Below are 13,870 nucleotides of genomic sequence, written 5' to 3' on the forward strand. Positions count from 1 at the left end.
GCGGCCCGGTGCACGGCAAGACGGGCACCGCCGAATACGACGACACCCCGGCGCCGCGGGTGGCGGCGTCGCGGTCATCGACGTGAGCGAGGCGACATTCCAGTCCGAGGTTCTCGAACGCTCGCTCACCACACCGGTGATCGTGGACTTCTGGGCCGAGTGGTGCGAGCCGTGCAAGCAGCTGAGCCCCGTGCTGGAGCGGCTGGCCGCGGAGGGCGGCGGCGCCTGGGTGCTCGCCAAGGTCGATGTGGACGCCAACCCGCGGATCGCCCAGATGTTCCGGGTGCAGGGCATCCCGATGGTCTACGCGGTGGTCGGCGGCCAGCCGATCGACGCCTTCTCCGGCGTGGTGCCCGAGGCGCAGCTGCGGCAGTGGATCCAGGCGGTGCTCAAGGCCGGTGGCGTGAGCGTCGCCGAGCCGGAGGACCCGCGCCTCGACGAGGCCGACGACGCCCTGATGAGCGGCGACCTCGACGCGGCCGAGCGGGCGTACCGCAAGATCCTCGCCGAGTCGCCCGCGGACGCCGCGGCGGAGGCGGGCCTCGCCCAGGTCGGGCTCGCCCGCCGGGTGGCCGGGGCCGACCCGGGCGCGGCGATCGCCGCCGCCCAGGCGAACCCCGACGACGTCGAGGCCCAGCTCCTGGCCGCGGACATCGAGGTGCTCAGCGGTCAGGCCGAGGCGGCGTACGCCCGCCTGGTGGGCCTGGTCCGCCGCACCGCCGGTGAGGAGCGGGAGAAGGTACGCCAGCACCTGGTCAGCCTCTTCACGGTCGCCGGGCCGGAGGACCCCGCGGTCGCCTCGGCGCGCCGGGCCCTCGCCAGCGCCCTGTTCTGAGCACCACGCCCTGTTTGTGAGCACGTAGCACGCCAGCGCGGGCCGGCGTTCCGGCCGGCCCGCCCGACACCTCGAGGACGGGAGCCCATGATGCGCCGGATCGCCGTCCTCGACGCGCCCAGCAACCTCGGCCTGCGCCCACCCACGTCCACCTCGGTCCCGGGCTGCGGGAAGGCCCCCGGCGCGCTGCGCGACCAGGGCCTGCTCGCCCGGCTGCGGGCCCGGGACGCCGGCTGCCTCACCGCGCCCCGCTACGACCCCGGCGACTGGCGGCCGGGTGACGGGGTCTGCCACGCGCGGGAGATCGCCGACTACTCGGTGGCGCTCGCGGAGCGGATCGGCGCCATCATCGACCGGAGCGAGTTCCCGCTGGTGCTGGGCGGGGACTGCTCCATCCTGCTCGGCTCGGCGCTGGCCATGCACCGGCTCGGCGAGGCGGTCGGCGGGCGCATCGGGCTGGTCTTCGTCGACGGCCACTCCGACTTCCGGCACCCCGGCAACGCCTCCTACGTGGGTGCGGCGGCCGGTGAGGACCTCGCGCTGGTCACCGGGCGTGGGCAGGCCGACCTGGCCGCCATCGAGGGGCGCCGGCCGTACTTCCGGGACATCGACGTGGTGGTGCTCGGCATCCGGGCGCAGGACGAGTACCGCCTGGACCTCCAGGCCGCCGGGATCACCACCCGGCCGGTGCCGGCGCTGCGCGCCGAGGGCGCCGCGCGTACGGCGCAGTGGGCGCACGACCAGCTCGCCGACTGCGCCGGCTACTGGGTGCACATCGACGTGGACGTGCTGGACCCGGCCGTGATGCCGGCCGTCGACGCGCCCGACCCCGGCGGGATCGCCTTCGCCGAGCTGGAGATCCTGCTCGCCGGGCTGGTCGACACCCCGCACTGCCTCGGCGTCGAGCTGACCGTCTTCGACCCCGACTACGACCCGGACGGCGCGTACGCGGCCGAGATCGTCAACACCGTGGTGGCCGGGCTGCGCCCGGTCTCCGCGCCGACGGCGACGCCGCCCCGGCTGCTCCCGGGGCCGTCTGCGTCCGCCCGCTCGGTCGGCCCGTCGGCGTCCGCCCGCTCGGCGTCCGTCCGCTCGGCCGGTCCGTCGGCGTCCGTCGCGTCGGCCGTCCCCTCGGCGTGGCAGAGCAACGTCCGTCCCGAGGTTCCGTTCCTGCCCGCGTCGGCCTCCGCCCCCGCCCTCGTGCCCGCCCCCGTTCCACGGGGCGGCGACGACGACCGGCTCCCGGGCGGCGATGACCGGTTCCGGGGCGGCGGTGACCGGCATCCGGGCGGTGCCGAGGAGCGTGGCGAGGGCATTCCGCCACCTCCGCTGCGGCCACTCGGGCCGGCCACTCCGGTGGCCGCCGCCTCTGACGACCCGGCCGCGCCGGAGCCCGTCGGCCCTCCCGCCTCCGTCGGCCCGGGTTTGCTGCGCCGGGCGCCGCTCGCGGGCCTCGACCCGGACGATCAGCTGCCCGCTCCCGAGGACGGCACCTCGCCGTCCGCCGCCGGCATCGCCTGACCGCCGCCACCGGCCAGGACGGCGCCGCCGACGGGTCGGGCGAAGCCGGTGCCGGGTGTGGAGCAGGGCGGCCGGCCAGGGCTCCGTTGGTCTGGTCAGCGGGAGAGGGCGCGGAGGAAGCGTTCGGCGGCCGGGACGGCGGTGGCGGTGCTGGCTCCGCCCTTCTCGACGAAGACCGCGAACGCGACGTCGCCCTGCCAGCCGACGAACCAGGCGTGCGTGTGCGCCGGGTTGTCGTCGTATTCGGCGGTGCCCGTCTTGCCGTGCACCGGGCCGCCCGGCACGTCGCGCAGCGCGCTGCCGGTGCCGGCCGTGACCACCTCCCGCATCATCGCCCGTACCGCCTCCACCGACTCCGGCTTGAGCTCCGGGCCGGGCGCGGCGGGCTGGGCCGGGGCCGGGTCGAGCACCAGCTTCGGCTGCTCGAAGCGACCCCGCGCGACCGCCGCGGTGGCCGACGCCATGGCCAGCGGGCTGACCACCGTGGTGCCCTGGCCGATGGCGGCGGCGGCCTGCTCGGTCGCGCCGCCGTTCGCCGAGACCTTGCCCGTGAAGGCGTCGAGGCCGACGTCCCACTGCCCCTCCAGCCCGAGGGAGCGGCCGGTCGCGGCCAGCCCGTCGGGGCCGAGCTTCGGCGCCAGCGCGGCGAACGCGGTGTTGCAGGACTTGGCGAAGTCGGTGCGGAACGGCACCGGCCCCAGCACGAAGTTGTCGGAGTTCTTGAACGGCCGGCCGTCCACGACGAACGTCTTCGGGCAGGCCACCGTCACGTCCGGCGTGACCGCGCCCCGGTCGAGCAGGCCGAGCGCGCTGACCATCTTGAAGGTGGAGCCCGGCGGGACCTGGGCGGTGAAGGCCAGGTTCTCCCCGGCCGCGCCCGGACCGTTGGCCGCGGCGAGCACCGCGCCGTCGCTGATCCGTACGGCCACCAGCGCCGCCCGGCGCTTCTCGCCGCGCAGGGCGGAGTCGGCCGCGTTCTGGGTGGCCACGTCGAGCGTGGTCCTCAGCGGCTGCCCGGGCCGCGGCTCGCTGCGGAACACCTCGGTGCCGGTGGGCACCAGCGTGCCGTCCGGGCCGGGGCGCTCGGTGATCACGGTCAGCCCCGGCGCGCCGCGCAGCCGCTCGTCGTGGCGGCCCTGGAGGCCACCGTGGCCGACGAGGTCGCCCGCCTCGTAGCGGTCGGGGTGCCGGGCGAGGTCGTCGGCCTGGGCCGTGTCGACGGAGCCGAGTATCGCCCGGGCGAACTCGCGGGTGGGCGCCAGGTCGAGCTTGTCGCTGCGGAACTTCGTGCCCGGCAGGTCGTAGATGCGGGACTTGATCTGCCGGTACGCCTCCTCCCGCAGGGTCACCACCTCGACGAACGCCCCCGGATCCGCGTCGGCGAGCCGCTTGCGCAGGCCGGAGAGGTCCACCGGCGGGGTGATCGCCGGCCGGATCGCCCGGAAGGCCGCGTCCAGCTTCCGGGTCAGGGCCGGGAGGTCGGTGACCTCGCTCGGTTGGAGCCCGACCCGCACCACCGGCCGGGGCGCCACGATCGGCCGGCCGGCGCCGTCGAGCACCGCGGCCCGGGTGGCGGCGTCGCGGCGCAGCCCGAGCCGGTCGCCCCGGGTGAGTTGCTCCTGCACCAGCTGCGGCTCCCAGATCAACCGCCAGTCGTCGCCGCCGCGGCTGAGCCGCACCGGGCGCTCGTACGCCCAGCGGGTCTGGCCCGGCAGGGCCCAGTCGACCTTGACCACCGCGGTCGCGACGTCCTTGGTCACCTTCGCCTCGCCCCGGCGGGTGAGCGTGGGCGGCGTGGCCGCCAGTTCGCCGGAGAGTTCCTTGAGCTCGCGGGCGACGTCGGCCGCCGCCACCTTGGCGCCGGTCGGGTCGACGAAGCCGACGGCCTGGAGGTCGCCCGAGCGCCAACCGGCGAGGAACGCGTCGACGGTGCGCTCCGGTCCGTCACCGCCCGAACACGCGGTGAGGGTGGCGCCGGCCGCGAGGGCCGTCGCGGCGAGCAGTGCCAGCGGCGGGCGGAGCCGGTTGCGGCGGGGGCGACGGGGGTAGGACAGGCGCATGGGAGCAGGTCTCCGATCTCGGAACTGCCCTGCACGCTAGTACGACGACGCCGTCCGCACCGTCCCCCCGCACCGGGACGTGTGGAAAGAGAGCCCGGTGCCGGGTGATGAACGACTGGAGGCGGGGTACTCCCGAACCGGCCAACCTCGTATCCGCAACGGGTGAAAGGACGAAGTCCGGAACCGGACGTCCGCACTGTGGTCCGCCGCGCAAGGGGCGGAACGGCAGGGCCTAGGCTGGGCGGCAGAGTGACCCACAACGCGGTGGGTCGAGGGGAGTGGCACCGATGGACCGGCGTCCGGCGATCAAACCGGGACCCGACCTCCGGCAGGCTGACACCAGCCGGGACGACAGCTTCGATTCGGCGACCGACGGGGACGGCTTCGGCCGGCTCGACACAGGAGTGACCGGGATGACCGGTTCGAGCATCGACACCCTCTACGACCTGGGCCTGCCCGCCGACGCGCTGGCCGACGACGTGGAGGACAACGAACTCGACGAGCCGGTTCCCAACGTGGAGCGCCTGGTCGCCCAGGCGGTCGCGCTCGCCGGCGACGACCACGACGCGGCGACCCTGGTCAGCCGCTTCTGGCGGTTCGCGCCGGACGAGGAGCTGATCGGCTTCACCGCCGAGGAGATGCTGGAGGCGGCCCGCGCGCACCGCGACCTCGCCGAGCAGCGGGTACCGGGCGAGTTGAAGCTGCGCATCCACGAGCCCGACGCCGATCAGCACCACACCGTCATCGAGATCGTCACCGACGACATGCCGTTCCTGGTCGACTCGGTGACCGCCCTGCTCAACTCGCACCACCTGGACGTGCACCTGCTGGTCCACCCGCTCGTGGTGGTCCGCCGCGAGCCGCTGGGCCGGCTGGTGGAGGTCTCCGCCGACGTCGAGCCCGACGACGCCCTCGCCGGCGACCTGGTCGAGAGCTGGATGCACATCGAGATCGACCCGGTGCGCGACGCCGCCGAGCGGGACAGGCTGCGCCGGGAGCTGCAGCGGGTGCTCACCGACGTGCGGGAGGCGGTGGAGGACTGGCCGAAGATGCGCCAACGGGCCCTCGCCCTCGCCGACGAGCTGGCCTCCGCGCGGACGTCGGACAACCGGCCGCCGGTGCCGGAGAAGGACATCACGGACTCGGTGGAGCTGCTCCGCTGGCTCGCCCACGACCACTTCACGTTCCTGGGCTACCGGGAGTACCGGCTGGTCGACACCGACGAGGCGGCGGCCGACGGCGGGGAGCGTCGCAGCGGCCAGGCCCTGGAGGCGGTGCTCGGCACCGGGCTGGGCATCCTGCGCCAGGACTCCCCGGAGGCCCGGCCGCTGTCGTCGATGACGCCCGAGGCGCACGACAAGGTCACCGAGAAGCGCCTGCTGATCATCACCAAGGCGAACTCGCGGGCCACGGTGCACCGCTCCGCCTACCTCGACTACATCGGCTTCAAGATCTTCAACGAGGCCGGCGAGGTCATCGGCGAGCGGCGCTTCCTGGGCCTGTTCTCGACGGCCGCGTACCGGACCAGCGTGCAGGAGCTGCCGGTGGTCCGCCGCAAGGTGGCCGAGGTGCTGGACCGCTCCGGCCTGAGCCAGCGCAGCCACTCCGGCAAGGACCTGCTCCAGATCCTGGAGACGTACCCGCGCGACGAGCTGTTCCAGATCAAGACCGAGGACCTCTACCACGCGGTGATCGGCGTGCTGCGGATGGCCGGTCGCCGGCAGCTGCGGGTGTTCCTGCGCCGGGACGCGTACGGGCGGTTCATCTCCTGCCTGATCTACCTGCCCCGGGACCGGTTCACCACGCAGAACCGGCTGCGGATGCAGGACATCCTGCTGCGCGAGCTGAACGGCGTCGGGGTCGACTACACGACCCGGGTCACCGAGTCGATGCTCGCCCGCGTGCACTTCATCGTCCGGACGGATCCGACCAGGACCCCGGGCGACATCGACGCCGACCTGCTCGCCGAGGAGCTGGCCGACGCCACCCGGCTCTGGGACGACGACTACCGGCTGGTGCTGGAGCGCAAGCTCGGCGACGAGCAGGCCAAGCACCTGTTCACCCGCTACGCCGACGCCTTCCCGGAGGGCTACAAGGACGGCCACACGCCGTACGAGGCGATGAAGGACCTGGCGAAGCTGGAGCTGCTGGAGGAGCCCGGCCAGCTGGAGATGCACCTGTTCCGCAAGCAGCTCGCGCCGCGGGCCGGCGGGCGGGGGCCGGACGTCGACGAGGCGATGGACGTCCGCTTCAAGGTCTACCGCTACGGCGAGCCGATGATGCTCTCCGCCGTGCTGCCGGTGCTGCACTCGCTCGGCGTCAAGGTGGTCGACGAGCACCCGCACGAGGTGGACCGGATCGACGGTCGGGTCTACCTCTACGACTTCGGGCTGCGGCTGCCCGAGGGGCACCAGGAGCTGGCCGAGGTGCGCCCGCACGTCGAGAACGCCTTCGCGGCGGCGTGGCGGGGCGAGGCCGAGGTGGACGGCTTCAACGAGCTGGTGCTGCGCGCCGGTCTCACCTGGCGGCAGGTGGTGGTGCTGCGCGCCTACGCGAAGTACCTGCGCCAGGCCGGCACGGTCTTCTCCCAGGAGTACATGGAGCAGACCTTCATCGCGTACCCGAGGATCGCCGCCCTGCTGGTGGAGCTCTTCGAGGTGCGGTTCGCGCCCGGCGCGGACGGCCACGAGCAGCGGCAGCAGCGCAGCGCCGAGCTGGTGGGCGACATCCGGGCCGCGCTGGACGACGTCGCCAGCCTCGACCAGGACCGGATCCTGCGCGCCTACCTGACGATGATCCAGGCCACCCTGCGCACCAGCTTCTACCAGAAGCGCAGCGACGGGCGGCCGAAGGCGTACGTGGCGCTCAAGCTGGACCCGCAGGCGATCCCGGACCTGCCGGCGCCGCGGCCGAAGTTCGAGATCTTCGTGTACTCGCCGCGCTTCGAGGGCGTGCACCTGCGGTTCGGGCCGGTGGCCCGGGGCGGGCTGCGCTGGTCCGACCGCCGCGAGGACTTCCGCACCGAGGTGCTCGGCCTGGTCAAGGCGCAGATGGTGAAGAACGCCGTGATCGTGCCGGTCGGGGCCAAGGGCGGCTTCGTGCTCAAGCAGAAGCCGGGGGACCGCGACGAGGCGGTCGTCTGCTACAAGGAGTTCATCTCGGCGCTGCTGGACGTCACGGACAACATCGTCAGCGGCGAGATCGTGCCGCCGGAGGACGTGGTCCGGCACGACGGCGACGACCCGTACATGGTGGTCGCGGCGGACAAGGGCACGGCGACGTTCTCGGACATCGCCAACGAGATCTCCACGGCGCACAACTTCTGGCTCGGTGACGCGTTCGCCTCCGGCGGCTCCGCCGGCTACGACCACAAGAAGATGGGCATCACCGCCCGGGGCGCCTGGGAGTCGGTGAAGCGGCACTTCCGCGAGATGGGTCACGACACCCAGACCCAGGACTTCACCGTGGTCGGCGTCGGCGACATGTCCGGCGACGTGTTCGGCAACGGGATGCTGCTGTCGGAGCACATCCGGCTGGTGGCCGCGTTCGACCACCGGCACATCTTCCTCGACCCGGACCCGGACGCCGCCACCTCGTACGCCGAGCGGAAGCGGCTGTTCGAGCTGCCCCGCTCGTCCTGGCAGGACTACGACCCGACGCTGATCTCGGCCGGCGGCGGGGTGCACCCGCGTACCGCCAAGTCGGTGCCGATCTCGCCGCAGGTCCGGGAGCGGCTGGGCCTGGACGCCGACGTGACGCAGCTCTCCCCGCAGGAGCTGATGAAGGCGATCCTGACCGCGCCGGTCGACCTGTTCTGGAACGGCGGCATCGGCACGTACGTGAAGGCCTCCAGCCAGACCAACGCGGAGGTGGGCGACAAGTCCAACGACGCGATCCGGGTGGACGGCAAAAGCGTGCGCTGCCGGGTGGTCGGCGAGGGCGGCAACCTGGGCTGGACCCAGCTCGGCCGGATCGAGTACGCCCAGACCGGCGGGCGGATCTACACGGACTTCATCGACAACGCGGCCGGGGTGGACTGCTCCGACCACGAGGTGAACATCAAGATCCTGCTGAACACGGCGGTCGGCGACGGCGCGCTGTCCCTGCCCGAGCGCGACGAGCTGCTCGCGGCGATGACCGACGAGGTCGCCGAGCTGGTGCTGCGGGACAACTACGACCAGGCCCGGGCGATCAACAACGCGCAGGCGCAGGCCGCCTCGCTGCTGCCGGTGCACCGGCGGATGATCACCGACCTGGAGCGTTCCGGGGCGCTGGACCGGTCCCTGGAGGCGCTGCCGCCGGACGACGAGCTGGCGGTGCGGACCGAGTCCGGGCTGACCGCGCCGGAGTTCGCGGTGCTGCTCGCGTACGTCAAGATTGTCCTTGAGACGGAGATCCTGGCCGAAGGGCTCGCGGACGAGGAGTGGACGACCGACGTCCTGGTCAACTACTTCCCGACGCCGATGCGCGAGCGGTTCGCCGACCGGATGGGCCAGCACCGGCTGCGCCGGGACATCGTGACGACGGTGCTGGTCAACGAGGCGGTCAACCGGGGCGGCATCTCGTTCGTCTTCCGGGTGGTCGAGGAGACCGCCGCCTCGGCGGCGGACGTGATCCGGGCGTACGTGGTGGTCCGCGAGGTGTTCGGGCTGCGCGCGCTGTGGGACGCGGTGGAGGCACTGGACAACAAGGTCGACCCCGAGTTGCAGACCAGCGTCTACCTGGACACCCGGCGCCTGCTCGACCGGGCGGTGCGGTGGCTGGTGACCAACCGCCGCTCGCCGATCGACGTGCCGGCGGAGATCGCCCGGCTGCGCGACGGGGTGGCCCGGCTCCTGCCCGACCTGGAGGAGCGCTTCTACGGCAGCGAGCGGGAGTCCCTCGCGGCGCACATCGACTCGCTCACCGAGCGGGGGCTGCCGCGCGACCTGGCCGAGCAGGCGACCCGGCTGATGTACAGCTTCGGCCTGCTCGACGTGGTGGAGACCGCGGCGAGCAGCGGGCGGGACGTCGGGGAGGTGGCCTCGGTCTACTTCGTGCTCTCCGACCGGTTCCGGGTCGACTCCCTGCTGTCGAAGATCTCCCTGCTGCCGCGGGAGGACCGCTGGCAGACGCTGGCCCGGATGGCGCTGCGCTACGACCTGTACGCCGCGCTGGCCGCGCTGACCGCGGAGGTTCTCGACTCCACCCCCGGCACCCTGTCGCCCCAGGAGCGGGTGCTCGAGTGGGAACAGTCGAACGCCACCTCGATCCACCGCGCCGAGCGGGCGATGGGGGAGTTCGACGAGTCCCGGGCGGACCTCGCCGCCCTGTCGGTGCTGCTGCGCCAGATCCGCACCCTGGTGCGGACCTCCGCCGCCGCCTGACGCGTACGGCACGCGGTCCGGCCGGTCGGTGTCCCGACCGGCCGGACCGCGGCGTGTCGTCCGGTGGAGGCCTCCGCGCGGTGCCGCGCGGTTGCCGGCTCACGCGGGCATGGAGGCGAAGACGACCACGTTGTCCGGGTAGCTGCCGGCGGCCTCGTCGAAGGTCCCGCCGCAGGTGACCACGCGCAGGCCGGGTCGGTTGCTGGGACCGTAGACCTGCTCGGTCGGGAACTCCGTCTTCGGGTACGCCTTGACCGACTCGACGGTGAAGGTGGCCTGCTGCCCGTCCTGCCGGGTGACGGTGATGGTGTCGCCCGGTTGCAGGGCGCCGAGGGAGAAGAAGACCGCCGGCCCGATCGCCGCCGAGTCGACGTGCCCGACGATGACCGCGTTGCCGATCTCACCAGGGCTCGGCCCCGGCTCGTACCAGCCGGCCAGCTGTGCCCGCTCCAGCGGGGGCACCTGGACGGTGCCGTCGGGGTTGGTGCCGAGCGGCATGATCGCGGCGTCGACCCCGATCCGGGGAATGGCGATCGTGGTGGGGGCGGAGCGGGCGAGGCCCGTGCCGGCGGCGACGTCCGGGTCCGGCACGTCGGCGACCGCCGGCCCGGTGCTGGCGGACGCGGCCAGGGGCTGCGGGGGGCGGGGAGCGGGCGCGGACCTGAACGAGGCGCCGATCAGGCCGGCGCCGACCATGGCGAGCACGACGACGACGGCCGCGGCGGCGGCGCGCCACGGTTTCCCGTGACGGCCGCCGGCCGGTGTCGCCGTCATGTCAGACGAAGGACTCATCGGTCCGACGCCGGCGCATCAGCACGAGCCCGCCCAGGGCGGCTGCGCCGACCAGGCTCGCCCCACCGGCGGCCAGGCCCCGGTCGGTGCCGGCGCCGACGCCACCGTCACCACCGTCGACCCCACCGCGCGGCAGCACGACCAGCTCGCCCTCGCCGCACGAGCCCTTGAGCTCGTAACGGCCCGGCTGGGCGTCCTCGGACACCTGGGCCTCGCCGTAGTAGACGAAGTCCCGCTTGTGCTTCCAGTGGTCCTTGCCGTTGCGCTCGGACTCCTCGTCCGACCGGCCGTTGTCGTGGCCGTTCCGGCCGTTGTCGTGGCCCTTGCGGTCGTACTCGTCCGAGCCGTTGCTCTCCGAGCCGTACCCGGCGCGGTCCGCGCGGTCGTACTCGTCGGAGCCGTACCCGCCGTGGTCCTTGCGGTCGTACCCGTCCGAGCCGTTGCTGTCCCCGCGGCCTTCGCGGTCGCCCTTGTCGTGGCCCCTGTCGCCGCGGTCGCCCTCGGCGTCCTGGCCGTGCTCGTAGCCCTTCCAGTCGCGGTCGCCCTCGGCGTCGGCGGCGCCGCCACCCTGGCCGTTGGCGGGCGGCTGGCCACCGTTGGCCGGCGGCTGCGGCTGGCCGGTGCCGTTGGCCGGCGGCTGCGGGCTGGGGCTCTGGTCCCGGCCGTCGTTGTCCCTGCCGTTGTCGTCGTTGCCGTGGTCGCGGCCCTTGTCCTCGTGGTCCCGGCCCTTGTCGTGGTCGCGGGAGTCCTCCTCCCCGCCACGCCAGTGGCCCCGGCCCTCGGCCGGCTTGAGCTTGACCTTGCCGGTGACCTTCGACCACACGAAGGCGTGCTCCTGCCGGTCGGGGCAGACCTCGAGCAGCTTGACCGTGTCGCCCGCCTTGACGACGTGCGGCTTGGCGTAGACCTTGCCCTCGTGGCCCTGCTGGCCGTCCGCGAACGCGATCCCCGGCGTGAACACGAGCAGGGAGGCACCACCGAGGGCAGCGCCCGCAACGACCTTCCCGAGCATCTTCTTTGCCATGACCTGCGTCACTCCATCCCTGTTGTCCTGGGCTCGGCGACAACCGAGCTACGGACGACGTTAGACCGTTTCACGAGCTATGAAGGGAAAGATTCGCGTTTTGGTTCTTAGGAACGATAAGCGCGCTAGGGGTGCTACGTCGGTTAAGCGGCTTGCCGGCTCGGCCGGGCGGTTGCCGCCGCCCTGAGGCCCGCCGCCCCGGCTGGCGCGGCTCGCGTCCTGGCGGTCGGATCGTCCGGTCCCCGTCGGCCCGGCCGCACCGGTGGCCCCGCCGGTCCCGGCCGCCACATCGAGGCATTGCCATGGAAGCGCTCCCATGCAAGAATCGCTGCACGCGGTTCGAGGAGCCACACCGCGCAGGCAGGAGTCGAGGGCACCGGTCCGCCGGACGACGTCCCGCCTCCCGACCGGCCCATCGTCGCCGGTCGGACCACCACCAAACGCCCGACCGGGTCGGGCACCCCCCGAAGAACCCGTGGCACCGGCGGACGTCCGCGCAGGGCGCCCATCGGGCCGTATCGCCGGGCCGTTCGCGGATCCGGTCTCGCCCAAGGAGATCAGTGGCATGAATGTGTGGAGAAGGCTGTCCGGCCCCCGCCGGGCCCTCGCGCTCGGCGGCGCGGGCGCCCTGGTCGCGGGCGGACTGGTGACCCTGCCGGTCACCGTGGCGCACGCCGCCACCCAGTGCGACGTGTCGTACACGACCAGCGACTGGCAGGGCGGGTTCACCGCCACCGTCAACATCAAGAACACCGGCGACGCCCTCAACGGCTGGACGCTCGGGTTCACCTTCCCGGACGGCAACCAGCGGGTGCAGCAGGGCTGGTCGGCCCGCTGGACGCAGACCGGTCAGAACGTCACCGCGCAGAACGAGTCCTACAACGGCACGGTGGCCAGCGGCGCCACGGTGAGCATTGGCTTCAACGGCGCCTGGAGCGGCAGCAACCCGAAGCCCACCTCGTTCACGCTCAACGGCGTGACCTGCAACGGCGGCACCCCGCCCGGGCAGCGGGTGGACAACCCGTACCTGAACGCCAAGGGGTACGTGAACCCGGAGTGGAAGGCCAAGGCCGAGTCCGTGCCCGGCGGCAACCGGGTGTCGAACAACCCGACCGCCGTCTGGATCGACCGGATCGCCGCCATCAACGGCACCCCGGACAGCAGCTCCAACGGCGCGATGGGCGTGCGCGACCACCTGAACAAGGCGCTCGAGCAGGGGGCGAACTACATCCAGTTCGTCATCTACAACCTGCCCGGCCGGGACTGCGCCGCGCTGGCCTCGAACGGTGAGCTGCGCGCGGACGAGCTGCCCAGGTACAAGACCGAGTACATCGACCCGATCGCCGCGATCCAGGGCGACCCGAAGTACGCCAGCCTGCGGATCGTCAACATCATTGAGATCGACTCGCTGCCGAACCTGGTGACCAACACCTCCGGCAACCCCGGCGGCACCGCGATGTGCGACACGGTGAAGGCCAACGGCGCCTACGTCAACGGTGTCGGCTACGCCCTGTCGAAGCTGGGCGCGATCGGCAACGTCTACAACTACATCGACGCCGCCCACCACGGCTGGATCGGCTGGGACAGCAACTTCAGCCCGACCGCGCAGATCCTGAAGGAGGCCGCCGTCGCCTCCGGCAGCACGGTGAACAACGTCCACGGCTTCATCGTCAACACCGCCAACTACTCGGCGCTGCGCGAGCCCTACGTGAAGATCACCGACTCGGTGAACGGCACCAGCGTGCGGCAGTCCAAGTGGATCGACTGGAACTTCTACGTGGACGAGCTCTCGTTCGCCCAGGCGTTCCGCAACGAGCTGGTCGCCAAGGGCTTCGACTCGAAGATCGGCATGCTGATCGACACCTCCCGCAACGGCTGGGGCGGCTCGGCCCGGCCCACCGGCCCGGGCCCGCTGACCAGCGTGGACGCGTACGTCAACGGTGGTCGGGTGGACCGGCGGATCCACGCCGGCAACTGGTGCAACCAGGCCGGGGCCGGCCTCGGCGAGCGCCCGAAGGCCGCGCCGGAGCCGGGCATCGACGCCTACGTCTGGGTCAAGCCCCCGGGCGAGTCGGACGGGTCCAGCAAGGAGATCCCGAACAACGAGGGCAAGGGCTTCGACCGGATGTGCGACCCGACCTACACCGGCAACGCCCGCAACGGCAACAGCATGAGCGGCGCCCTGCCGGACGCCCCGATCTCGGGCGCCTGGTTCCCGGCGCAGTTCGCGCAGCTCATGCAGAACGCGTACCCGGCGCTCTGAGAGCGGTGC

Annotated in this window: 7 protein-coding genes; 4 read left to right on the top strand and 3 right to left on the bottom strand. The window is 72.8% G+C overall.

Going from position 1 to position 13,870, the window contains the following annotated elements:
• Positions 1-835: tetratricopeptide repeat protein (locus ACSNN9_RS09115; RefSeq protein WP_436672486.1), on the top strand; the 835-nt coding region annotated here is incomplete at its 5' end.
• Positions 836-922: 87 nt separating this feature from the next.
• The gene (locus ACSNN9_RS09120) at positions 923-2,356 is read left to right on the top strand and encodes an arginase family protein (RefSeq protein WP_436672487.1); all 1,434 of its coding nucleotides are present in this window, start codon (positions 923-925) and stop codon (positions 2,354-2,356) included.
• Positions 2,357-2,451: 95 nt separating this feature from the next.
• Here the strand turns inward: ACSNN9_RS09120 and ACSNN9_RS09125 are convergent, their stop codons facing one another.
• On the bottom strand, positions 2,452-4,416 hold the full coding sequence (locus ACSNN9_RS09125) for a penicillin-binding transpeptidase domain-containing protein (protein ID WP_436672489.1): 1,965 nt from the start codon (positions 4,414-4,416) through the stop codon (positions 2,452-2,454).
• A 287-nt stretch (positions 4,417-4,703) separates the two neighbouring features.
• Here ACSNN9_RS09125 and ACSNN9_RS09130 point away from each other — a divergent pair, with 287 nt between their 5' ends.
• Positions 4,704-9,782, top strand: a complete 5,079-nt coding sequence (locus ACSNN9_RS09130; protein WP_436672490.1) for an NAD-glutamate dehydrogenase — start codon at positions 4,704-4,706, stop codon at positions 9,780-9,782.
• A 99-nt stretch (positions 9,783-9,881) separates the two neighbouring features.
• On the opposite strand, the gene ACSNN9_RS09135 is transcribed toward ACSNN9_RS09130, so the two are convergent.
• The gene (locus tag ACSNN9_RS09135) at positions 9,882-10,556 is read right to left on the bottom strand and encodes a class F sortase (RefSeq protein ID WP_436672492.1); all 675 of its coding nucleotides are present in this window, start codon (positions 10,554-10,556) and stop codon (positions 9,882-9,884) included.
• 1 nt (position 10,557) lies between these two features.
• Positions 10,558-11,598, bottom strand: coding sequence for a hypothetical protein (locus ACSNN9_RS09140; RefSeq protein WP_436672493.1), 1,041 nt, complete (start codon positions 11,596-11,598; stop codon positions 10,558-10,560).
• A 565-nt stretch (positions 11,599-12,163) separates the two neighbouring features.
• On the opposite strand from ACSNN9_RS09140, the gene ACSNN9_RS09145 reads away from it, so the two are divergent.
• The gene (locus ACSNN9_RS09145) at positions 12,164-13,861 is read left to right on the top strand and encodes a glycoside hydrolase family 6 protein (RefSeq protein ID WP_436672495.1); all 1,698 of its coding nucleotides are present in this window, start codon (positions 12,164-12,166) and stop codon (positions 13,859-13,861) included.
• The last annotated feature ends 9 nt before the right edge of the window (positions 13,862-13,870 follow it).

This window comes from Micromonospora sp. URMC 107, from assembly GCF_051386315.1.
Lineage (GTDB): Bacteria > Actinomycetota > Actinomycetes > Mycobacteriales > Micromonosporaceae > Micromonospora.

Bases quoted from the DNA above. Each gene is read 5' to 3' on its own strand.
- ACSNN9_RS09130 (WP_436672490.1), top strand. From the start codon at position 4,704: ATGGACCGGCGTCCGGCGATCAAACCGGGACCCGACCTCCGGCAGGCT.
- ACSNN9_RS09125 (WP_436672489.1), bottom strand. From the start codon at position 4,416: ATGCGCCTGTCCTACCCCCGTCGCCCCCGCCGCAACCGGCTCCGCCCG.
- ACSNN9_RS09140 (WP_436672493.1), bottom strand. From the start codon at position 11,598: ATGGCAAAGAAGATGCTCGGGAAGGTCGTTGCGGGCGCTGCCCTCGGT.
- ACSNN9_RS09120 (WP_436672487.1), top strand. From the start codon at position 923: ATGATGCGCCGGATCGCCGTCCTCGACGCGCCCAGCAACCTCGGCCTG.
- ACSNN9_RS09135 (WP_436672492.1), bottom strand. From the start codon at position 10,556: ATGACGGCGACACCGGCCGGCGGCCGTCACGGGAAACCGTGGCGCGCC.
- ACSNN9_RS09145 (WP_436672495.1), top strand. From the start codon at position 12,164: ATGAATGTGTGGAGAAGGCTGTCCGGCCCCCGCCGGGCCCTCGCGCTC.